The organism is Microbacterium sp. PI-SA-G (assembly GCF_057215335.1).
Genome location: NZ_CM170103.1, coordinates 1,558,828 through 1,579,332 on the forward strand (window position 1 = coordinate 1,558,828; position 20,505 = coordinate 1,579,332).

Annotated in this window: 18 protein-coding genes; 9 read left to right on the forward strand and 9 right to left on the reverse strand. The window is 69.3% G+C overall.

The window, feature by feature from the left end:
• Positions 1-12: 12 nt before the first annotated feature.
• The 3 genes from AC2D10_RS07740 to AC2D10_RS07750 all read left to right on the forward strand — a co-directional run bounded on the left by AC2D10_RS07740 (position 13) and on the right by AC2D10_RS07750 (position 5,458).
• The gene (locus AC2D10_RS07740) at positions 13-2,814 is read left to right on the forward strand and encodes an MMPL family transporter (protein ID WP_484711510.1); all 2,802 of its coding nucleotides are present in this window, start codon (positions 13-15) and stop codon (positions 2,812-2,814) included.
• Complete coding sequence (locus AC2D10_RS07745; protein ID WP_484711511.1) at positions 2,811-4,781, forward strand: YhgE/Pip domain-containing protein; 1,971 nt, start codon at positions 2,811-2,813, stop codon at positions 4,779-4,781. Before AC2D10_RS07740 ends, AC2D10_RS07745 begins: the two co-directional genes overlap by 4 nt.
• 77 nt (positions 4,782-4,858) lie before the next feature.
• Positions 4,859-5,458 (forward strand): 2'-5' RNA ligase family protein, encoded by a 600-nt coding sequence (locus AC2D10_RS07750; RefSeq protein WP_484711512.1) that lies wholly within the window; start codon positions 4,859-4,861, stop codon positions 5,456-5,458.
• A gap of 26 nt (positions 5,459-5,484) precedes the next feature.
• On the opposite strand, the gene ccsB is transcribed toward AC2D10_RS07750, so the two are convergent.
• The 5 genes from ccsB to AC2D10_RS07775 form a co-directional block, all read right to left on the reverse strand.
• Positions 5,485-6,471 carry a c-type cytochrome biogenesis protein CcsB gene (ccsB, locus tag AC2D10_RS07755; protein WP_484711513.1) on the reverse strand — a complete coding sequence of 329 codons (987 nt, stop codon included), beginning with the start codon at positions 6,469-6,471 and terminating at the stop codon, positions 5,485-5,487.
• A 4-nt stretch (positions 6,472-6,475) separates the two neighbouring features.
• A complete protein-coding gene (gene resB, locus AC2D10_RS07760; RefSeq protein WP_484711829.1) occupies positions 6,476-8,233 on the reverse strand; it encodes a cytochrome c biogenesis protein ResB in 1,758 nt (585 codons plus the stop codon).
• Positions 8,234-8,267: 34 nt separating this feature from the next.
• A complete protein-coding gene (locus AC2D10_RS07765) occupies positions 8,268-9,035 on the reverse strand; it encodes a cytochrome c biogenesis CcdA family protein (protein WP_484711514.1) in 768 nt (255 codons plus the stop codon).
• Positions 9,036-9,051: 16 nt separating this feature from the next.
• Entirely contained in the window at positions 9,052-9,702 is a 651-nt protein-coding gene (locus AC2D10_RS07770; RefSeq protein WP_484711515.1) for a TlpA family protein disulfide reductase, read from the reverse strand.
• Positions 9,703-9,786: 84 nt separating this feature from the next.
• Entirely contained in the window at positions 9,787-10,416 is a 630-nt protein-coding gene (locus tag AC2D10_RS07775; RefSeq protein ID WP_484711516.1) for a histidine phosphatase family protein, read from the reverse strand.
• Between the two features lie 168 nt (positions 10,417-10,584).
• Here AC2D10_RS07775 and aspS point away from each other — a divergent pair, with 168 nt between their 5' ends.
• Entirely contained in the window at positions 10,585-12,360 is a 1,776-nt protein-coding gene (gene aspS, locus AC2D10_RS07780) for an aspartate--tRNA ligase (protein ID WP_484711517.1), read from the forward strand.
• A gap of 84 nt (positions 12,361-12,444) precedes the next feature.
• Here the strand turns inward: aspS and AC2D10_RS07785 are convergent, their stop codons facing one another.
• The gene (locus tag AC2D10_RS07785; RefSeq protein WP_484711518.1) at positions 12,445-13,290 is read right to left on the reverse strand and encodes a sulfite exporter TauE/SafE family protein; all 846 of its coding nucleotides are present in this window, start codon (positions 13,288-13,290) and stop codon (positions 12,445-12,447) included.
• A gap of 25 nt (positions 13,291-13,315) precedes the next feature.
• Between AC2D10_RS07785 and AC2D10_RS07790 the strand changes: the two genes are divergently transcribed.
• The 5 genes from AC2D10_RS07790 (at position 13,316) to AC2D10_RS07810 (ending at position 17,910) form a co-directional block, all read left to right on the forward strand.
• Positions 13,316-13,825: a GNAT family N-acetyltransferase gene (locus tag AC2D10_RS07790; RefSeq protein ID WP_484711519.1), complete on the forward strand. Its 510-nt coding sequence runs from the start codon at positions 13,316-13,318 to the stop codon at positions 13,823-13,825.
• Between the two features lie 134 nt (positions 13,826-13,959).
• Positions 13,960-15,099, forward strand: a complete 1,140-nt coding sequence (locus AC2D10_RS07795; RefSeq protein ID WP_484711520.1) for an ABC transporter substrate-binding protein — start codon at positions 13,960-13,962, stop codon at positions 15,097-15,099.
• Positions 15,096-16,034, forward strand: coding sequence for an ABC transporter permease (locus tag AC2D10_RS07800; protein ID WP_484711521.1), 939 nt, complete (start codon positions 15,096-15,098; stop codon positions 16,032-16,034). Before AC2D10_RS07795 ends, AC2D10_RS07800 begins: the two co-directional genes overlap by 4 nt.
• On the forward strand, positions 16,031-16,822 hold the full coding sequence (locus AC2D10_RS07805) for an ABC transporter permease (RefSeq protein ID WP_484711522.1): 792 nt from the start codon (positions 16,031-16,033) through the stop codon (positions 16,820-16,822). The genes AC2D10_RS07800 and AC2D10_RS07805 overlap by 4 nt, the downstream gene beginning before the upstream one ends.
• A complete protein-coding gene (locus AC2D10_RS07810) occupies positions 16,819-17,910 on the forward strand; it encodes an ABC transporter ATP-binding protein (protein WP_484711523.1) in 1,092 nt (363 codons plus the stop codon). The genes AC2D10_RS07805 and AC2D10_RS07810 overlap by 4 nt, the downstream gene beginning before the upstream one ends.
• A 110-nt stretch (positions 17,911-18,020) precedes the next feature.
• On the opposite strand, the gene AC2D10_RS07815 is transcribed toward AC2D10_RS07810, so the two are convergent.
• Genes AC2D10_RS07815 through AC2D10_RS07825 form a run of 3 tightly spaced genes read right to left on the reverse strand, consistent with a single transcriptional unit; the run spans position 18,021 to position 20,420 of the window.
• Positions 18,021-18,776, reverse strand: coding sequence for an amino acid ABC transporter ATP-binding protein (locus tag AC2D10_RS07815; RefSeq protein WP_484711830.1), 756 nt, complete (start codon positions 18,774-18,776; stop codon positions 18,021-18,023).
• Positions 18,773-19,570, reverse strand: coding sequence for an amino acid ABC transporter permease (locus tag AC2D10_RS07820; protein ID WP_484711524.1), 798 nt, complete (start codon positions 19,568-19,570; stop codon positions 18,773-18,775). Before AC2D10_RS07820 ends, AC2D10_RS07815 begins: the two co-directional genes overlap by 4 nt.
• Positions 19,571-19,604: 34 nt before the next feature.
• The gene (locus AC2D10_RS07825; protein WP_484711525.1) at positions 19,605-20,420 is read right to left on the reverse strand and encodes a basic amino acid ABC transporter substrate-binding protein; all 816 of its coding nucleotides are present in this window, start codon (positions 20,418-20,420) and stop codon (positions 19,605-19,607) included.
• Positions 20,421-20,505 lie beyond the last annotated feature (85 nt).

A 20,505-nucleotide genomic window follows, 5' to 3' on the forward strand; every position in this document is an offset into this window, starting at 1 on the left:
CCGGAGGAACGCGTGTCCACTCTCCTGTCTTCGCTCGGTCGCTGGTCGTACCGGCATCCGTGGCGAGTCCTCTTCTCGTGGCTTCTGGTCCTCGGCCTCGCGGGCGGCGGCGCTCTCGCGCTCGGCGCGGGAACCGACAACTCGTTCTCGATCCCGGGCACCGAGTCGCAGGCGGGACTGGAGCAGCTCTCGCGCTCCTTCCCGCAGGTGAGCGGCACCAGCGCGCAGATCATCGTCGTCGCCGCTGACGGCGACGAGGTCACCGATGATCCGTACCGGGAGGACATCGAGCAGGCGATCGACGAGCTCGGCGATTTCGACGGGGTGCTCGCGGCCAACTCGCCGTACGACGAGATGGTCAACGGCATGATCAACGACGACGAGACGTCGGCCATCATCCGGCTGCAGTTCGACGGCGAATCGACCGATGTATCGGACGAGACGAAAGACGCGCTGCGCGCTGCCTCCGACGACCTCGCCAGCACTCTTCCCGACGGCTCTCGGACCGCGCTCGGTGGCGATCTGTTCGCCACGTCCATCCCTGGCCTGACCCTCACCGAGGCCGTCGGACTGCTGATCGCCCTGATCGTGCTGATCGTGACGTTCCGCTCCTTCGTCGTCGCGGGTCTGCCACTGCTGACCGCGGTGCTGGGAGTCGGCATCTCCATGGCCGGCATCTTCGCCGCCACCGCGTTCGCGACCGTCTCCTCCACCACCCCGCTCTTGGCGCTCATGCTCGGCCTCGCGGTCGGCATCGACTACGCACTGTTCATCATGGCGCGTCACCAGGATCAGGTGCGCGAGGGCGTCGACCCCGAGGAATCCGCCTCCCGCGCGGTCGGCACCGCCGGATCCGCCGTCGTCTTCGCGGGCATCACGGTACTGATCGCGCTGATCGGCCTGGGCTTCGCCGGCATCCCGTTCCTGACGACCATGGGCATCGCGGCCTCCGTCGCCGTCGCCATCGCGGTGGCCATCGCCGTCACCCTCACGCCCGCCATGCTCGGGTTCGTGAAGGGTCGCGTCGTCGGGCGTCCGAAGCGCGAGCGCAGCCCGAAGAAGGGCACGCAGTCCGAAGACGGCGCGCCGGGCCGGGCGAAGGGCAGCGCGCGCTGGGTTGGAGGCGTGACGAAGCATCCGATCCTGGTCTCGGCCGCCGTCGTGATCGGCCTCGGCATCGTCGCGGTCCCTGCCCTGAGCCTGAACCTCGCCCTGCCCAACGCGGGCGTGCTTCCCGAGAGCTCCGAGGCGCGCCAGAGCTACGACCTCGTCGGCGAGCAGTTCGGCCCCGGCTTCAACGGCCCGCTCATCCTGACCGGCACCATCGTCACGTCCACCGATCCGCTCGGCGTGATGGAGGACCTGGGCGATGCCGTCGCCGAGATCCCCGGCGTCAAGGAGGTCGCCCTGGCGACCCCGAACGAGACCGCCGACACGGGCATCGTGCAGATCGTCCCCGAGACCGCGCCGGACGACCCCGCCACCGCCGACCTGGTGCGCGAGCTCCGCTCCCACCACGACGAGTGGCTCGACGAGTTCGGAATCGACCTGAAGGTGACGGGCTTCACCGCGGTCGGCATCGACATCTCCGATCAGCTGGGCAACGCGCTGCTGCCGTTCGGCATCTTCGTGATCGGCCTCTCGCTCATCCTGCTGACGGTCGCGTTCCGCTCCCTGTGGGTGCCGCTCACCGCGGCACTGGGGTATCTGCTCTCGATCGTCGCCGCCTTCGGTGTGGTCGGCGCGGTGTTCGAGTGGGGCTGGTTCGCCGACGCCCTGCACGTGGCGAAGGTCGGCCCGATCATCAGCTTCATGCCGATCATCCTGATGGGCGTGCTGTTCGGGCTCGCGATGGACTACCAGGTGTTCCTGGTCTCCCGCATGCGCGAGGACTTCGTGCACGACCCCGACTCGAAGAGCCCCGACCGCGCCACGCGTCGCGCCGCAGCGCTGCGAGCCGTGCGCACCGGATTCACCGGATCGGCGAAGGTCGTCACCGCGGCCGGTCTGATCATGTTCGCCGTGTTCGTGGCCTTCGTGCCCGAGGGCGACTCGTCGCTCAAGCCGATCGCGCTCGGCCTTGCCGCCGGTATCGCGATCGACGCGTTCCTCGTGCGGATGACGCTGATCCCAGCGTTGATGGCGATCCTGGGCGAACGCGCCTGGGAGATCCCGGCGTGGCTCGAGAGGATCCTGCCGAGCGTCGACATCGAGGGCGAGGCCGTCGAGCGCGAGCGGCACCTGGCGTCCTGGCCGGGCGACGAGTCGGTGATCGCCGCCGACGACCTGTCGATCAGCGCCGACGCTCCCGTGGTGTCGGGTCTCTCGGTGCGGGTCGCACCCGGTGGCGCCCTGATCGCCACCGGCGGTGACCGCCACACCCGGCGCGCCCTCGCTCTCACGATCGCCGGCCGGGTCTCGGCGCACGAGGGCCGTCTGCGCGTCGCGGGCCACCTGCTTCCGGGCCGCGGCGCCTGGGTCAGGGCACACGTCGGCTGCGTGCTGGTCGACGATGCCGACACCGCGCTGCTCGATCTCGCCGAGGCCGTGCGCGGCAGGTCGGAGGTGGTCGTGATCGACGGCCTCGACACGCTGTCGGGAGCCGCCCGCGACCAGGCCGTCGCGCTGCTGCGCGGGGCCACCGCATCGCGCAGGCTGGCGGTGTTCGCCACGGCATCGGATGTCAGCGCAGCACGCACCCTGCTCGCGGAGGCCGGCTGGCCCTCCGCCGACGTCGTCGACACGTCGACAGCGTCCACACCGGCCACGACCCGTCGGTCGTCCGAAGACTCTTCCCTCGAGGTGACCGCATGACTCTTCCCATCGAGCGCGCACGCTCCCGCAAGCCCATCACGTGGCTGACCATCCTCGGCATCCTGCTGCTGCCGGCCGCGGTCGGGGGCATTCTCGTCGCGGCGCTGCAGAACCCCACCGAGCGACTCGACTCGATGACGGCCGCGATCGTCAACCTCGACGAGCCGGTGACCATCGACGACCAGGTCACGCCACTCGGACGCCAGCTCGCGTCGGGACTCGTCGAGGGCTCCGACGAGCTCGAGTCGAACCTCACCTGGGTGATCTCGAACGAGGACGACGCGAAGGAAGGACTCGCGGACGGCACGTACCAGGCGGTCATCACCATCCCCGAGAGCTTCTCGGCCGCCGCCACCTCGGCCGGCCAGACGATCGCCGACGGCGAGGGCGACCCCGAGCAGGCCGTCATCCAGGTCACGACGCCCGACGACGGTCTCGTCGCCGACGACCTGATCACCGGTCAGATCGCCAACGTCGCCGCCTCGACCCTCGGCACCATGCTGTCGGAGGCGACCCTGGAGAACGTGCTGGTCGGCTTCACCACCATCGGCGACCAGATCGGCGAGGCCGCCGACGGCGCCGTGCAGCTCGCGACCGGAGCGCGGGATGCCGCGACCGGCGCCGCCGCGATCCCCGAGGGCGCCACGCAGCTGGCCTCGGGTGCCGCGGAGTTGGGATCGGGGGCGTCGGAGCTCGCCTCGGGCCTCGACACCATCGCCGGCAGCACGCGGGACGCCGCGACCGGTGCCGGAACGATCGGCGCTGGCCTCACCGCGGGCGGCGCAGAGCTGCAGACGAACGTCGCCGGGATCAGCCAGCTCGTCGGCGCGGTGCAGTCAGGCGCAGGTGCAGCGCAGGATGCCGCGACGCAGACCGGAACCCTCGCGCAGGACCTCGGCGCGCTGGCCGCCCAGTGCGATCCGGCCACTTCCACCCAGGCCACCTGCGACGCGATCGCCGCCGCGGCCACCAAAGCCGTGAGCGCCGCCACCGCCGCAGGAACGGCATCCGGAACCCTCAACGCGCCGCAGGTCGCGGGGGGCGTCGCTGCTCTGCCCGGCACCTTCGGAACCCTCGCCGGAAGCCTGTCCCAGGCCGGCACCGGCGCCACGCAGCTCGCGGACGGCCTCAACCAGCTCGCCAGCCAGGGCCTCGATCAGTCCGCCGCGGGCGCCCGCGCTCTCGCGAGCGGTGCAACGCAGCTCTCCGACGGTGCGACGGCTCTCGCCGACGGCACGACGGAACTCGCGACAGGCCTCGACACGCTCGCGACGGGCACGGGCGACCTCGCCGGCGGCCTGCGCACGGCATCCGAATCCCTGCCCTCGTTCAGCGAGTCCGAGTCGACGTCTCTCGCGACCGTGATCGCCGATCCCGTCTCGACGAATGCCTCCACGGGCACCATCTTCGGACCGACTGCGATCCCGCTGCTCACCGCCGCCGTGCTGTGGTTCGGCGGCCTCGCGTCCTTCATCGTGATGCGCGCGTACACCGCACGCGCGCTCACCTCGCGGCGCTCCTCGGCCGGTCTGGCGCTGCGCTCGTTCGGCCCCGCCGCACTGATCGGCGCGGCACAGGGCCTGCTGGTCTCGGTGATCGTGCAGTTCGTCGCGAGCTACGACGCCGCCGCCTGGTGGGCCTTCGCCGGCACCGCCGTGCTCGCGGGCATCGCCTTCGCCGCCGTGAACCAGGCGCTGGTCGCCGTCTTCGGCGGCATCGGCCGCTGGGTCAGCGCGTTGATCGGCGTGATCGCGGTCGCGACGGGTCTGATCTCGACAGTGCCCGACTGGCTCTCCGGCCTCGGGGCCGCCCTGCCGACGGCACCGGCGTTCGCCGGACTCATCGCGGGCAACGGATCGGCGGTCGCCGCGCTGGTCGTCTGGGCCGTGCTCTCGCTGGTCGTGACGACCCTCGTCGTGACGCTCCGACGCACCACCTCGACCAAGGCCGTCCTGGCCGCCGCCTGACGCCTGTCGGGCCGTCTGATCCGCTCGGAGGGCCCGACATGCGCGAGCGGATGCCCGCGCACCCGTACGATCAAAAGATGCGTCGTCCGTTCATGTCCTCCCCCGAGCAGCTCGCCACCCTCGAGGGACAGCAGTATCTCGTGCTGCGCCCGACCCGCGCGGTGGCCGATGTCTACCGTGCCGAGCAGCGCACCGCGCTCGCCCGCGTGGCGGTGCCGCACCCGCATTCCGAGCACGTCACACTGCGTGCCTTCCAGGAGCCCGAGCGCCGCGACGAGCTTCTCGCGCTCATCCGCGACTGGGCCGCCTCGCAGCCTCCGATCGACGTGATCGCCGAGGCGGTCGACGCGTTCCCGGCGCCCTGGCAGACCGTGATCCTGCGGCTGACGCGCACCTCGTCGATCGTCGCGGCCTACACGTCTCTGACCGCAGCACTCGAGCAGACCGATCTGCGTCGCCTCGACGAACGGACCGTCGCGGAGTGGACCTTCCACGTGTCACTCGTCTACGCGAAGACGCTGACCCCGGCGAAGTGGACCGAGCTCTCACACAAGTCGCGGCGCTCGCTGGGCTCCCGGCCCGCGGAACGCATCAGCGAGGCCGAGTTCGTCTGGTACGAGGACGGCGTCGAGCACGCCGAGGTCATCCCGCTCGGCCACACCACGACGCGCAACTGACGGTCAGGGCCGCCGCACGCCCGAGCTCAGGAGATGCCGGAGTAGGCGTGCAGGCCCTTGAAGAAGACGTTCACGATCGTGAAGTTGAACATCACGGCCGTGAAGCCGACGATGGCCAGCCACGCTGAGGGGTTGCCCCGCCACCCGCGCGTGGCACGCGCGTGGATGTATCCGGCGTAGAGCACCCAGATCACGAAGGTCCAGGTCTCCTTGACGTCGAAGCCCCAGAAGCGGCTCCAGGCGTAGTACGCCCAGATGGAGCCGGCGATCAACGTGAACGTCCACAGGATGAAGCCGATGATGGTGAACCGGTACGCCATGCTCTCGAGGCGCTCGGCGGTGGGGAACGTGCGCAGGAAGCCGGGGCCGGACTTCTCGGCGCCCTCGCGCACGAGGCGCTCGCGACGGGACTGCATCAGCTGAATGACCGAGAGTGCGAACGCCAGCGCGAAGAATGCGGTGCCCAGCGACGCGACGAAGACGTGGATCACCAGCCAGACGCTCTTGAGCGGATCCATCAGGGGTGAGACGTCGACGTAGAAGTTCGTCGACGACAGGCCCAGCAGCACCACGATCAGTCCGGTGATGAAGGTGCCGAGGAAGCGCAGATCCATGCGCGTGAGCACGATCAGATAGACCGCGATCACGAGCAGCGTGCCGATCATCGCGAACTCGTACAGGTTCGCCCACGGCACGCGGCCGGCGGCGATGCCACGAGTCAGGGTGGCGCCCAGGTGGAACAGGAACGCCAGCACCGTGAGCGACGTGCCGATGCGTGCCATCAGGAAGCGCTGTGGGCTGGCATCGGTCGGGGAGCCGCCCGCGACGACCGCGGCGGAGCCCGCGCGCGCACCGACGCCGGCACCGACCAGCTCGGCCTCGCGTGCCGTCTGCGAGTCGGCGGACAGCTGCGAGCGGCGCGCCAGGTCGAAGGCGTACGCCACGAAGGCCGCGGCGTAGACCGCGATCGCCGTCCACAGCAGGATCGGCGAGATCACGTTGAGGTCGAGCATGATGTCAGTCTACTTTCGGGAGGTCGGAGGCAGGCGGGTCGGAGGGCGCCGACTCCTCGCTGCGCGCGGTGGTCGAGCCGTCGGCGTCGAGAAGTCGCGTGTGACCGCTGACCAGGTCGTCGAGGGCGATCGCGATCGTCGGATCCTCGCCGCGGGCGAGGCCGGCGTACTCGAGGGCGACGCGGTCGTCGGAGGCAGTGGCCTTGACCCACACGCGGCGACGCGGCACGAAAAGCGCCAGCATCAGGCCGCCGAGGGCGAGCAGCGCGAACGCCAGCACCCAGGGACCCGAGTCGTCGCGGTGGATCTGCAGCGACGCGAACCGCTTCACCGACTGCGAGGCGTCGGTGGCGCCGGCGGGTGACTCGTCCTCGAAGGTCACGGTGCCCATGCCGTTGGGCAGATCAGCCGTCTCGCCCGGTGCGAGCTCGATCGAGTCGGTGTCGGTCGCGCGGCCGGTGAGCTGGGTGAGGTCGGTGGTGTCGAGCACGTACACCGAGCGGGGCGTGCCGTCGTTGATGCCCAGGTCGCCCGCGTACACGTCGAGGGTCAGCGTCGGGTTTGTCAGGGCTCCGTAAGCCGAGAAGAACGCGCCGCTTTCCAGCACACCCGTCGTCGGGTAGAAGAAGCCGAGGAGTCCCAGCTGCTCGGGCAGACCGTCGGTCACCTTGATCACGCCGAGCGAGGTCATCTGCGTGTCCTGCGGCAGGAACGGCACGCTGTTGGTGAAGACCACGTCGCCCGCGGCGTTGCGCACGGTGATGGTCGGCGCGTAGCCGTTGCCGAGCAGGAAGACCGCGTCATCGGCCACGTTCACCGGCTCGTTGACCTTGACCGAGCCCGTGCGCTCTTCGCCGTTCTCCTTCAGGGTGACGTTCGCCGAGAAGTCGCCCGCCTGACCGGATCCGGCTTCGCCGAACGGCTGGTAGGTCACGTCGAAGGTGTCGAGGCGCATGGAGTAGGGGGCCAGGGCGTCGTCGCCGACGAAGCGCCCGCGGTTCATCGAGTCGTAGTCCACCAGGGTGTTCGCGAACGTCTCCCCCTCGACCAGCACCCGCTGACCGGTGTACGAGAAGCCGCCGCCGATGCCGACCGTGATCAGCACGCCGACCAGGGCCAGGTGGAAGAGCAGGTTGCCGGTCTCGCGCCAGTAGCCGCGCTCTGCCGACACCGAGAACGTGCGTCCGCGATCGTAGCGCTCGACGCGATAGCCGAGGGCCTTCAGCTGCTTCTGCGCGATGTCGATCGAGGTGGCTGCCGCGGCATCCGCCCCGCCCGAGGCCGCCGTGGGAACCCGCTCCCCCGCGCGGAAGTCCTCGAGCCGCTGCAGCCGAGCGGGCGTGCGCGGCGGGCGGGCCTTGAGCGCCTTGGCGTGGTGCCGGATGCGCGGGATGACGCAGCCGACCAGAGATGCGAACAGCAGCAGGTAGATCGCCGAGAACCACGGCGACAGGTACACGTCGAAGAGCTTCAGACCGTCGAGGACCGGGAAGATGTCGGGGTTGTCGCGCTCCCACTGACTCACGCCGTTGGGGTCGGCCATGCGCTGCGGGAAGATCGATCCGGGGATCGCCGCGATCGCGAGCACCAGCAGCAGCACGAGCGCGGTGCGCATCGAGGTCAGCTGACGCCATCCCCAGCGCAGCCAGCCGACGAGGCCGAGACGCGGCTGGGCGAGCGAATCGTCGCCGTCGACGTGGTCCGACGGCCGCAGCGGATCGCTGGTGTCGTTGGTCTGGGTCTTCACGGCATCCTTGTTCATCGGGTCGGAGTTCTTCTGATCAGAGTTGTTCTCATCAGAGCGGGAGCGGGACACTGCTGATCACCGCCGTCAGTCGCGACATGATGTCGGTCCACAGGCCCGTCACCATCAGCAGGCCGAGGACGATCAGCAGCACGCCGCCGATGATGTTGACCACGCGGATGTGGCGGCGCAGGAAGCCGATCGTCCGGGCCGCCCAGCCGAATCCGAGGGCGACCAGCAGGAACGGGATGCCGAGCCCGAGCGAATACGCCAGACCGAGCAAGCCCGCGCGCACCGGATCGCCCGCGTTGAACGAGAGCGCGATGATCGCCGCGAGCGTCGGGCCCATGCACGGGGCCCAGCCGATGCCGAGCGCGATGCCCAGCAGCGGGGCGCCGACCACGCCGAACTTCGAGTCGACATGAAAGCGGAACTCGCGCTGCGCGAACCCGAACAGGCCGAGGAAAACGAGCCCCATCAGGATGATCACGACACCGAGGATGCGGGTGATCAGGTCACCCCACCGCAGCAGGAACACACCGGCGGTGCCGCCGAGCACGGTGAGGACGACGAAGACCAGGCTGAAGCCGAGGATGAACAGCAGCACGCCTGCCACCAGGCGGCGGCGGCTGGCGGTCGGGGCATCCGCCTGTCCGGTGGCACCCGAGCCGCGCGGGGTGACGGCTCCGCCGAGGAAGCCGAGATAGCCCGGCACCAGCGGCAGCACGCAAGGCGAGAGGAATGACACCAGACCCGCGAGCATCGCGACCGGGATCGCCAGCCAGAGTGCGCCCGACCCGATGATGGATTCGGCGTTCACCGCGCACCCGCCGCGGTCACGGCGTCTCCGCGAGCGCGTCCTTGACGAGCGTGGAGAGGATCGAGGTGCCGTCGATCGGACCGATGATGCGCGCGGCCACGCGGCCCTGCTTGTCGAGCACGAGCGTGGTGGGCGTGGCGGCGATCGGAACGACCTCTGCGAAGGCGAGCTTGGCTTCGGCAGTGTCGACGTCGATCAGGCTCGGGTAGGTGATCTCGAACTCCTCCGAGAACGCCTTGGCTGTATCGGCCTGGTCGCGTGTGTTGATTCCGACGAACGAGACGTCCTGGTCCTCGTACTCCTGCCAGACGCTCTCGAGATCCGCTGCCTCGACGCGGCAGGGGGCGCATCCGGCGTACCAGAAGTTGACGACGGTGACCTGGCCGGCGATGTCGGCGCTGTCGAACTCCTCGCCGTTCTCGGTCACGCCCGCGAATTCGACCGCTTCGCCGCGCTCCGCGACGGGGATCTCGACGATCGCGCCGTCGGCTGCGATGTAGCCGGTGTTCTCTCCGCTGAGGAATGATTCGCTCACCGGATCGGGGGCGCACGCGGTGAGGCCGATCGCGAACACCGCGGCGAGCGCGGCCCCGATCACACGGCGAGAACACCGGGTGCGAGAGGGGCGGCCGCTGCGGAGCGAAAGAACCGTCGAAGCAGGAGGCACGATTCCCAGTTTACGCGCGGGTTCCTATGCATAGGCCCGATGCAGAAGGGGTCTTCGAGGCTCCGCGGGCGAGACGATGCGGTGTCAGACCGCGCCGACGTCGACCGCGCCGTCGACGGCTGCGGGCGCGGCGTAAGCCACCTCGCGCCACACGTCTCCGACGAGTTCGAACGAGGTCACGCTCGACAGGGCACAGCGCCGCGTGCGCGGGTCGTGCCGCAGCGGCAGGCCGGCCACCCGCAGGTGCGTGATCCAGATCGGCGCCTGGTGCGAGACGAACACGACGTCGCCGCCATCGGCGTTGTGCCACGCCTCGCCCATCGCGCTCAGCATCCGCTCCGCAATCGACGAGTACGGCTCGCCCCAGCTCGGCAGCGAGGGCTCGCGCAGATGCCACCAGTTGAGCGGGTTGAGCAGGGATCGCCGCATCTGCGTGCCCTCGAACACGTTGGTCGGCTCGATCACGCGGATGTCGATCTCGGGCACCAGATCGAAGCGCGCGGCGAAGGGCTCCGCCGACTCCTGTGCCCGCTCGAGCGGCGAGGAGTAGAGCTCCGTGACGCCGCGGTCAAGGGAGGCGACGTGGTCGGCCGCGGCCTGCGCCATGCGCCGACCGGCCTTGCTCAGATGAAAGCCGGGCAGCCGCCCGTAGAGCACGCGCTTCGGGTTGTGCACCTCGCCGTGCCGGACCAGATGGAGTCGGGATGCCGGCATGTCAGGCCCTGCGGGAATGCGGGATCGAGACGAGGACGAGAGCGAGAGTCATGAGCACCTTCCGTTACACAGCCACCCTACTGACCGATCCTCGCCGCACCGGAGAGCCGCCGCGCGCCCCCGTAGAATGGGCGGGTTCCCCATTTCCCAGATCAGAAGGAATACTCCGTGCTTCGCACCCACTCGGCAGGCTCACTGCGAGCCGAGCACATCGGTCAGACCGTCACCCTCTCGGGTTGGGTCGATCGCCGTCGTGACCACGGAGGAGTCGCTTTCATCGATCTGCGCGATGCGTCGGGCATCGCCCAGGTTGTCATCCGCGACGAGGAGATCGCCCACCCGCTGCGCAACGAGTTCGTGCTGAAGGTGACCGGAGAGGTCTCTCAGCGCCCCGCCGGCAACGCCAACCCGAACCTCCCCACCGGAGAGATCGAGCTGATCGCCGCCGAGGTCGAGGTGCTCAACGAGTCCGCTCCGCTGCCGTTCCAGGTGTCGACGGCTGTCGCCGACACCGAGACCGTCGGCGAGGAGGCACGCCTCAAGTACCGCTACCTCGACCTGCGGCGTCCCGCGCAGTCCGCGAACCTGCGCCTGCGCTCGAACGTGTACAAGGCGATCCGCGACGTGCTGCACGGCGAGGACTTCACCGAGGTGGAGACCCCGACGCTGACGCGCTCGACTCCCGAGGGCGCCCGTGACTTCCTGGTGCCCGCTCGCCTGAGCCCGGGCAGCTGGTACGCCCTGCCGCAGTCGCCGCAGCTGTTCAAGCAGCTGCTGATGGTCGGCGGTGTCGAGAAGTACTTCCAGATCGCGCGCTGCTATCGCGACGAGGACTTCCGCGCCGACCGCCAGCCGGAGTTCACGCAGCTCGACATCGAGATGAGCTTCGTCGACCAGGAAGACGTCATCACGCTGATGGAGTCGCTCATCGTCGCGATGTGGAAGACCATCGGCGTCGAGGTCTCGACGCCGCTGCCGCGCCTGACCTACGCCGACGCCATGGCGAAGTACGGCTCCGACAAGCCCGACCTGCGCTTCGGACTCGAGCTCGTCGAGGCGACCGAGTACTTCGCCGAGACGCCGTTCCGCGTCTTCCAGGCCGAGTACGTCGGAGCGGTGCGGATGCCGGGCGGCGCGAGCCAGCCCCGCAAGCAGCTCGACGCGTGGCAGGACTGGGCGAAGCAGCGCGGCGCGCGCGGCCTCGCGTACGTGCTGTTCAACGACGACGGCAGCCTGGGCGGGCCGGCCGCGAAGAACCTGTCCGAGGCCGAGCAGGCCGGGCTTGCGGAATTCGTGGGCGCCGAGCCCGGCGACTGCGTGTTCTTCGCCGCCGGTTCCACCAAGGAGAGCCGCGCGCTCCTCGGCGCCGCGCGCGTCGAGATCGGCCGTCGCCTCGGGTACCTGAACCCCGACGAGTTCGCGTTCACCTGGGTCGTCGACGCTCCGATGTTCGAGCCGGCGGCCGACGCCGTCGCCTCGGGTGACGTCGCGGTCGGCGCCGGCGCGTGGACGGCCGTGCACCACGCGTTCACCGGTCCGAAGCCGGAGTTCCAGGACACGTTCGACACCGACCCCGGGTCGGCCCTCGCCTACGCGTACGACATCGTGTGCAACGGCTCGGAGCTGGGTGGCGGATCGATCCGCATCCACCGCGAAGATGTGCAGAAGCGTGTGTTCGAGGTCATGGGCATCAGCCAGGAGCAGGCGGACGAGCAGTTCGGCTTCCTGCTCGAGGCGTTCAAGTTCGGTGCCCCGCCGCACGGCGGGATCGCGCTGGGCATGGACCGCGTGCTGCAGCACCTGTCGAAGACGGACTCGATCCGCGAGGTCATCGCGTTCCCGAAGTCGGGCAACGGCTTCGACCCGCTCACGGCCGCGCCCGCGCCGATCACCGACGCGCAGCGCGCCGAGGCCGGCGTCGACTTCGAGCCCGAAGAGGCGTAACCCCGCCCTCGCGCCTCGTAACCGAGACCCCGCTTTCGTGCCGAGACCCCGTGCTGCAGACGCTCGCAGCACGGGGTCTCGGCGCTAAGACGGGGTCTCGGCGGCAGTGAGGGCGGCGAACGCGGGGGCGATGTTCTCGTTCCACACGTCGACGCCGAGCTTGCCGATCAGCGCGATCACGACGACGAGGAACACCACGCGAATGAACCGGGTGCCGCGGGCGATCGCCATCCGCGAGCCGAGGTAGCTGCCTCCGACGTTCGCCACCGCGAGGATGCCGCCGAGCACCCACAGCACCGACCCGTGTGGGATGAAGAGCAGCAGCGCCCCGATGTTCGTGGCGAGGTTCACGATCTTCGCCTTCGCGCTCGACTGCAGAAAGTCGTAGCCCAGCAGCGCCACCAGCGTGATCACCAGGAACGTGCCGGTGCCCGGGCCGATCATGCCGTCGTAGAAGCCGATCACCAGCCCCGCGGCTCCCGCCATGACGTGATGCTTGCGTCCCTCGAAGCGCAGGGCGGTCGCGGCTCCGAGCGCAGGGCGGAACGCCGTGAACAACGCCACCACGAGCAGCGCGATCACGATGATCGGCTTGAACGCGGCAGACGGGAGCACGGTTGCGACCGCCGCTCCCCCGAAGGATCCGGCGAGCGCGATCGCGGCCATCGGCAGCGCGGTGCGGATGTCGGGTTTCGCGCGGCGGTAGTAGGTGACGCTGCTCGTCGCCGTTCCGAACACCGAGGCGAACTTGTTGGTGGCGAGAGCCTGCACCGGCGCCATCCCGGGGATCAGCAGCAGAGCGGGAAGCTGCAGCAGCCCGCCGCCGCCGACGACCGCGTCGATCCACCCTGCCGCGAATGCCGCCACGACGATGAGGATCAGCATCCCCCAGGTGAGCTGCTCGAGCCCGAGCAGTGCGCCGATGTCCATCCCCTCAGAATGTCAGACTGGGGCCATGCTCGACGCCCTCCCGCTCCCCCACCCGCTCGACTCCCGCGCCGGCATCGCGGTGCTGCGCCGGGCCACCGTCGCCGATGCGGACGCCGTGATCGCCCTGCTCGCCGACGATCTGATCAGCGCGGCCCGCGGTGACGTGGCATCCGACGACGACCGCCCGGCCTACACCGCCGCGCTCGAAGAGATCCTCGCGGAGCCGTCGAACGACCTGCTCGTGGTCGAGCTCGACGGCGCGATCGTCGGCACGCTGCAACTCACCTCCATCCCCGGCATGGCCCGACGTGGCGCGCGCCGCGTGCTGGTCGAGGCCGTGCGGGTGCGCAGCGACCTGCGCTCCTCGGGCATCGGCTCGGGCGTGATGCGCTGGGTATCCGATGCCGCGGCCCCGGCCCTCGGCGCCGCGATCGTGCAGCTGACGTCGGACTCCTCGCGCACCGATGCGCACCGCTTCTACGAGCGTCTCGGCTATGTCGGGTCGCACCGCGGGTTCAAGTACACGGTCTCGTGATCGCCTTCTCGCCCGCATCCGCCACCGGTCGGACACCTCGCGTTCACCCGCGCCGAGATCACCCGTAACCCGCGACCAATAGCGTCCTCTCGCAACCCCGTACCGGCGATCGCCGGTCACCCGAGAGGACACACATGGCTCGCAACACCCGCCGCGCGCGCTTCGGCGCCGGCATCGCCCTGGCCACCACGGCCGCACTCGCCCTGACCGGCTGCGCCGGCGGCACCGATGCTCCCGCATCGAGCAGCGACGCGGTCGACGCCGCCGCCGCGACCTCGCTCGCCGACTTCGGCACCCTGGCTGACCTCGAGGCCGCCGCCAAGGAAGAGGGCGCGCTGAACGTCATCGCGCTCCCCCGCGACTGGGCGAACTACGGCGAGATCATCGATCTCTTCACCGAGAAGTACCCCGAGATCGTGATCAACGAGGCCTCCCCCGACGTCTCCAGCGCCGAGGAGATCCAGGCCGCCGAGACCAACAAGGGCCTCGACACCGCACCCGACGTGTTCGACCTCGGCCTCACGGTCGCGCTGCAGAACACCGACGTCTTCGCTCCGTACAAGGTCGAGACCTGGGATGACATCCCCGAGGCGCTGAAGGAGCCCACTGGCCTGTTCGTCGGCGACTACGGCGGATACATGTCGATCGGCTACGACTCCTCGAAGTTCGAGGCTCCGAGCGAGCTCGCCGATCTGCTCTCGGCCGACTACAAGGGCGCCGTCGCGATCAACGGCGACCCCACCCAGGCCGGCGCCGCATTCGCTGCCGTGGGACTCGCGACCGTGCAGTCGGAGGGCACGCTCGACGACTTCCAGCCCGGAATCGACTTCTTCTCGGAGCTGCAGAAGGCCGGCAACATGCTCAAGGTCGACGTGACCACGGCGACCGTCGCCAGCGGCGAGACCCCGGTCGTCTTCGACTGGGACTACCTGAACGCCTCGCACAAGGCCGACAACGAGAACTGGGAGGTCGTCGTGCTCGACGGCACCGGTTACGCCGGGTACTACAACCAGGCCATCAACGTCGACGCCCCGCACCCCGCGGCGGCTCGTCTGTGGCAGGAGTTCCTTTACAGCGACGAGGTGCAGAACCTGTGGCTCAAGGGCGGCGCGCGTCCGGCTCGCATGGAGGCCATGACCGAGGCCGGCACCATCGACGAGGAGCTCGCCTCGGCTCTGCCCGAGGTGCCGGCGGAGACCGTCGTCCCGACGGAGGAGCAGAGCTCCACGGCCGGCACGCTCCTCGGCGAGAAGTGGGCAGCGGCGGTCCAGTGACCACCCTCACCGCACCGGGGACGGATGCCGCGGCATCCGTCCCCACCCTCCCCGCCGGGTCCTCGCACACAGCGAGGGCCCGGCGGTCCGCACCGTCGTGGGCGTGGCTCGGGCTCGTCCCCTTCGCCGCCTACGTGGTGCTGTTCCTGGCCGTGCCGACCGTGCTCGCGATCGGGTCGGGCTTCTTCACGAAGGACGGCTCGTTCACCTGGTCGAACGTCGGCGCCCTCGCCGACCCCGTCGTGCTGACGACGTTCGCGAACTCGGCCGGGCTCTCGCTGTTCACCGCGCTGGTCGGAGCCCTCGTCGGGGCTCTGGTCTGCTATGCCCTGCTCGGCATGAATCCCGAGGGCGTCGTGCGCTCGACGGTGGATGCGGCGGCGGGCGTGCTCGCACAGTTCGGCGGAGTGATGCTCGCCTTCGCGTTCATCGCCACGATCGGCATCCAGGGCGTGCTGAAGGTCTTCCTCGAAGACAGCTTCGGGCTCAACATCTACGAGAACGGCACCTGGCTCTACGAGCTTCCCGGCCTCGTGCTCCCCTACATCTACTTTCAGATCCCGCTGATGGTGATCACGTTCATGCCCGCGCTGGCGGCGCTCAAGCCCCAGTGGGCCGAGGCGAACCTCACGCTCGGCGGCACCCGCGCGAGCTTCTGGCTGCGCATCGGACTGCCCGTGCTCGCGCCGTCTTTCCTCGCGAGCCTGCTCCTGCTGTTCGCGAACGCATTCTCGTCGTATGCCACCGCCGCCGCACTCGCGAGCCAGGGGTCGCAGATCGTCCCGCTGCAGATCCGTGCCGCGCTGACCAGCGAGACCGTGCTCGGGCGCGAGAACCTCGCCGGCGCGCTCGCGCTCGGCATGATCATCATCGTGGGAGTCGTCATGGCGCTGTACTCGCTCATCCAACGTCGGGCAGCGAGGTGGCAGTCGTGAACGGTCTCGCTCCCTCGCGCGCGACGCGCTGGGTCATCGGCATCCTGGTCGGAGCGTTCTTCGCGATCCCGCTCGTCTCGACCTTCCTGTTCACGCTGCGCGGCACCGAGGGTGTGTCGCTGGAGCGCTGGACGGCGCTGTTCGATCCCGCCGCCTCAGCGGCGATCAAGCCGATCTGGACCGGGCTGGGCAACTCCCTGGTGCTCGCACTCGTCACGGTAGCCATCGTGCTGCTGCTGCTCGCGCCGACGATGATCCTGGTGAACCTGCGCTTCCCGAAGTTGCGGGCGATGTTCGAGTTCGCCGCTCTCCTGCCGATCTCGATTCCCGCGATCGTGCTCGTCGTCGGTCTTGCACCGATCTACCTGCAGATCGGCCGCTCCCTCGGAACCGGCACCTGGACGCTCGCGTTCGCATACGGCGTCACCGTGCTGCCGTTCGCGTTCCGTTCGATTCAGGCATCCATCGACGCCGCCGATCTGCGCACGCTCTCCGAAGCCGCCCGCTCCCTCGGAGCGAGCTGGTCGACCGTGGTGCTGCAGGTACTCGCTCCCAACCTGCGTCAGGGCCTGCTGGCGGCGTCGCTGATCTCGATCGCCGTCGTGCTGGGCGAGTTCACGATCGCCTCGCTGCTCAACCGTCAGGTGTTCCAGACGGCCATGGTCGTCGTGCAGAAGCAGGACCCGTACGCTCCGGCGATCTTCACGCTGCTGGCGCTCCTGTTCTGCTTCCTCCTGCTCCTCATCATCGGCCGCGTCGCCCGCGGCACCGGAAAGGCCCGCTCATGACCCCCGACCAGGCACTCCCCCGCACACAGGACAACCTGCTGCTCGCCGAGGCGGGCGAGGGCACGCGCGTTCAGCTGCAGGGCATCGTCAAGAGCTACGCCGGCACCCGGGTGCTGCACGGCGTCGACCTCGACATCGCTCCGGGCGAGTTCGTCTCGCTGCTGGGCCCGTCCGGATGCGGCAAGACCACGCTGCTGCGCGTGCTCGCCGGACTCGAGGGCGCCGACGAAGGCGCGGTGCTGCTGGGCGGCGGCGACGTCTCGCGCGTGCCCACGAACAAGCGCGACATCGGCATGGTGTTCCAGTCGTACTCGCTCTTCCCGCACCTGCGGGTGGCCGAGAACACCGCCTTCGGTCTGCGCCGACGCGGCGTCGCGCGGGCCGCCGCCGCGAAGCGTGCACTCGACGCTCTCGCGCTGGTGGGCCTCGCGGACTTCGCCGATCGCTTCCCCCACCAGCTGTCGGGCGGGCAGCAGCAGCGCGTCGCGCTCGCCCGCGCGCTCGTGACCGAGCCGAAGGTGCTGCTGCTCGACGAGCCGCTCTCGGCGCTCGATGCGAAGGTGCGGGTGCAGCTGCGCGACGAGATCCGCCGCATCCAGCTGCGCCTCGGCATCACGACCGTCTTCGTCACGCATGACCAGGAGGAGGCCCTCGCGGTGTCCGACCGGATCGCCGTGATGAACTCGGGCCGCATCGAGCAGATCGGCTCGCCGGAGGAGCTCTACACGACCCCGTCGACCGCGGGTGTCGCCGCGTTCGTGGGCCTCTCGAGCGTCGTCTCGGGTGTCGGCGAGGGCGACCACGTCATGGTGTGGGGCCAGCGCCTGCCGCTGCAGACCCCTGCGGTCGGACCGGTCGACGTGTACCTGCGCCCCGAGAACGTGTACTTCGCGTCCGAGGCGGATGCCGCGACCGAGGCCTTCGTCGAGGAGAGCACCTTCCTCGGGAGCATGCGCCGCACCCTCGTGCGCACTGAGGCCGGCGAGCTCGTGCGGGTGCAGCACGCCCCCGGCATCCATCCCGCCTTCGGCGACCGCGTGCACATCGCGGTCTCGCCCGAGCCCGTGGCCGTGCACCCCCGCGGCTGAGCACCCCTGTTCACCGCCGAGACCCCGGGTCTCGCGCCGAGACCCCGTGCGGCAAGCGTTCGCAGCACGGGGTCTCGGCACGAAAGCGCGGTGTCAGCGCCCCACGGGGACTACAGCACGCGCGACAGGAAGTCCTTCGTACGCTGATGCTGCGGGTTGCCGATCACGTCGCGCGGGTCGCCCTCTTCGACGATGTGTCCGCCGTCCATGAAGATCAGGCGCGACCCGACCTCGCGAGCGAAGCCCATCTCGTGCGTCACGACCAGCATCGTCATGCCCTCGTCGGCGAGCTGACGCATGACCTGCAGCACCTCGCCCACAAGCTCGGGGTCGAGCGCCGAGGTCGGCTCGTCGAACAGCATCATGTCGGGGTTCATGCACAGTGCCCGGGCGATGGCCACGCGCTGCTGCTGCCCACCCGAGAGGTGTCCGGGGAACGCATCGGCCTTCTCGGCAAGGCCGACGCGTGCGAGCATCTCCTTCGCGACCTGCGCGGCCTCGGCCTTCGAGCGCTTCTTCACGCGCTGCTGCGCGATCATCAGGTTGCCCATCACGTCGAGGTGCGGGAACAGGTTGAAACTCTGAAAGACCATGCCGATGCGGGTGCGCACACGGTCGATGTCGACGTCCGGATCGGTGATGTCGATGCCCTCGATCAGCACCTTGCCGCCGGTCGGCTCCTCGAGCAGGTTCACCGAGCGCAGCAGCGTCGACTTGCCCGAACCCGAGGGTCCGATCACGCACACCACCTCGCCCGCCTGCACCGTGAGGTCGATGCCCTTGAGCACCTCGTTGTCGCCGAACGACTTCACCAGCCCCTGCAGGTCGATCGCCGGGGCGTGCACATCAATCAGGTCGGTGATCATCGCTGCTTCGCCATCCGTCGTTCCAGCCACGCGCTGAAGCGTGTCAGGGGGATCGTCACGATCAGGTACAGGACCGCCGCCATGATCAGCGGGGTCGCGTTCGTGTTCTGCGTCGCCGCGTCACGGGCGAAGTTGGTGAGCTCCTTCGACCAGATGAAGGTTCCGGCGACGAAGAGCAGCGAGGTGTCCTTCAGCAGCAGCACGAACTCGTTCGTGAGCGGCGGGATGATGATGCGGAACCCCTGCGGCACGATGATCCAGAACGTGGTCTTCATCGGCGACATGCCGAGCGAGCGAGCCGCCTCGGTCTGCCCCTTCGGAACCGCCTGGATGCCGGCGCGGATCGTCTCGGCCATGTACGCCGACGCGACCAGGATGAGACCGATGAGCCCGAGCACCACGGGGCCGCCGAGATCGCGCCCCGAGATCCCCAGCGCGATCGGCACGATGAACGCGACGGCGAAGATCGTCAGGATCGCGGGCAGTCCGCGGAACAGCTCGATCCACGCGGTGGCGATCCACCGGAACGGTCCGATGCTCGACAGCTTCAGCAGCGCCAGGACGATGCCCAGCAGCAGACCCGCCGTGAACGCGACGGCGGTGAACCACAGTGTGTTCACCAGCGCGACGGTGATGATCCCGGGGAACATCTTCGCCGCGACTTCGGGATTGAAGAACAGCGGACCGATCTTCGCCCAGTCGGTGCTGACCGCCGCCCATACGACGAGGGCGATCAGCACCGCATAGACGATGTACCGGTAGAGCTTGTTCTTCGTGGTGCGCCTCAACGCCATTGTCAAGGTCTCCTCGACCTACTCTGTCCGCCGCTTACTTCGCGGTGAAGTAGTTGTCGTAGATCGTCTGGTAGTCGCCGCTGTCGCGGAGCTCCTGCAGAGCGCCGTTGACCGCATCGAGCAGCGCGTCCTTCTCGCCCTTGGCGAAGGCGAAGCCGTACGACTCGCCGGTCTCGTATTCTTCGACGATCTTGTAGGCGGAGTCCGCCTTCTCGTGCTCGAGGTTCACCGGCTGGTCCTGCAGGATCGCGTCGATGTTGCCTGCCTGCATGGCCGGCCACAGCTCGCCGTCCGAGGGGTACTGGACGAGCTCGGCGCCCTCGGCGTTCTCGGTGGCGTAGGTCTCACCGGTGGTGCCCTGCTGGACGCCGACGTTCTTGCCCGAGAGGTCGTCGATCGATTCGATGCCCGAGTCGGTGCGCACCAGCAGCGACTGCAGCGAGTCGTAGTAGGGCTCGGAGAAGTCGATGTTCGCCTTGCGCTCTTCGGTGATGGTCATCGCCGAGGCGCCGATGTCGCAGGTGCCCGCGGCGAGGGTCGTGCCGGACTGCAGAGCGTCGAAGCCCACGTCCTGCACCGAGAGCTCGAGGTCGAGCTGCGTCGCGATCGCGTCGAGCAGGTCGATGTCGAAACCGGTGTAGCCGGTGCCGTTGTCGCCGCCCTCGAACTCGAACGGAGCGTAAGGAATGTCGGAGCAGACGGTCAGCGTGCCCGCCTCGACCAGGTCGTACTCGTCGCCTGCCGCCGGTTCGCCGCTGCCGGCGTCGCCCGAGCCGCTGGCGCAGCCGGAGAGTACGAGGGTGGCGGTCGCTGCGAGCGCGAGCCCGGCGAAGATGGTGCGACGCTGCATGACAGCTCCTAGGAGAGACGGGGCAGACAGCCCACGGACGGTAGGACTTCATCTAAACATGCGGCCTGTCGCTGCGAGCTACGAC

Bases quoted from the DNA above. Each gene is read 5' to 3' on its own strand.
- AC2D10_RS07820 (WP_484711524.1), bottom strand. From the start codon at position 19,570: ATGGCGTTGAGGCGCACCACGAAGAACAAGCTCTACCGGTACATCGTC.
- AC2D10_RS07795 (WP_484711520.1), top strand. From the start codon at position 13,960: ATGGCTCGCAACACCCGCCGCGCGCGCTTCGGCGCCGGCATCGCCCTG.
- ccsB (WP_484711513.1), bottom strand. From the start codon at position 6,471: ATGCTCGACCTCAACGTGATCTCGCCGATCCTGCTGTGGACGGCGATC.
- AC2D10_RS07745 (WP_484711511.1), top strand. From the start codon at position 2,811: ATGACTCTTCCCATCGAGCGCGCACGCTCCCGCAAGCCCATCACGTGG.
- resB (WP_484711829.1), bottom strand. From the start codon at position 8,233: ATGAACAAGGATGCCGTGAAGACCCAGACCAACGACACCAGCGATCCG.
- AC2D10_RS07790 (WP_484711519.1), top strand. From the start codon at position 13,316: ATGCTCGACGCCCTCCCGCTCCCCCACCCGCTCGACTCCCGCGCCGGC.
- AC2D10_RS07815 (WP_484711830.1), bottom strand. From the start codon at position 18,776: ATGATCACCGACCTGATTGATGTGCACGCCCCGGCGATCGACCTGCAG.
- AC2D10_RS07825 (WP_484711525.1), bottom strand. From the start codon at position 20,420: ATGCAGCGTCGCACCATCTTCGCCGGGCTCGCGCTCGCAGCGACCGCC.
- AC2D10_RS07810 (WP_484711523.1), top strand. From the start codon at position 16,819: ATGACCCCCGACCAGGCACTCCCCCGCACACAGGACAACCTGCTGCTC.
- AC2D10_RS07775 (WP_484711516.1), bottom strand. From the start codon at position 10,416: ATGCCGGCATCCCGACTCCATCTGGTCCGGCACGGCGAGGTGCACAAC.
- AC2D10_RS07785 (WP_484711518.1), bottom strand. From the start codon at position 13,290: ATGGACATCGGCGCACTGCTCGGGCTCGAGCAGCTCACCTGGGGGATG.
- AC2D10_RS07750 (WP_484711512.1), top strand. From the start codon at position 4,859: ATGCGTCGTCCGTTCATGTCCTCCCCCGAGCAGCTCGCCACCCTCGAG.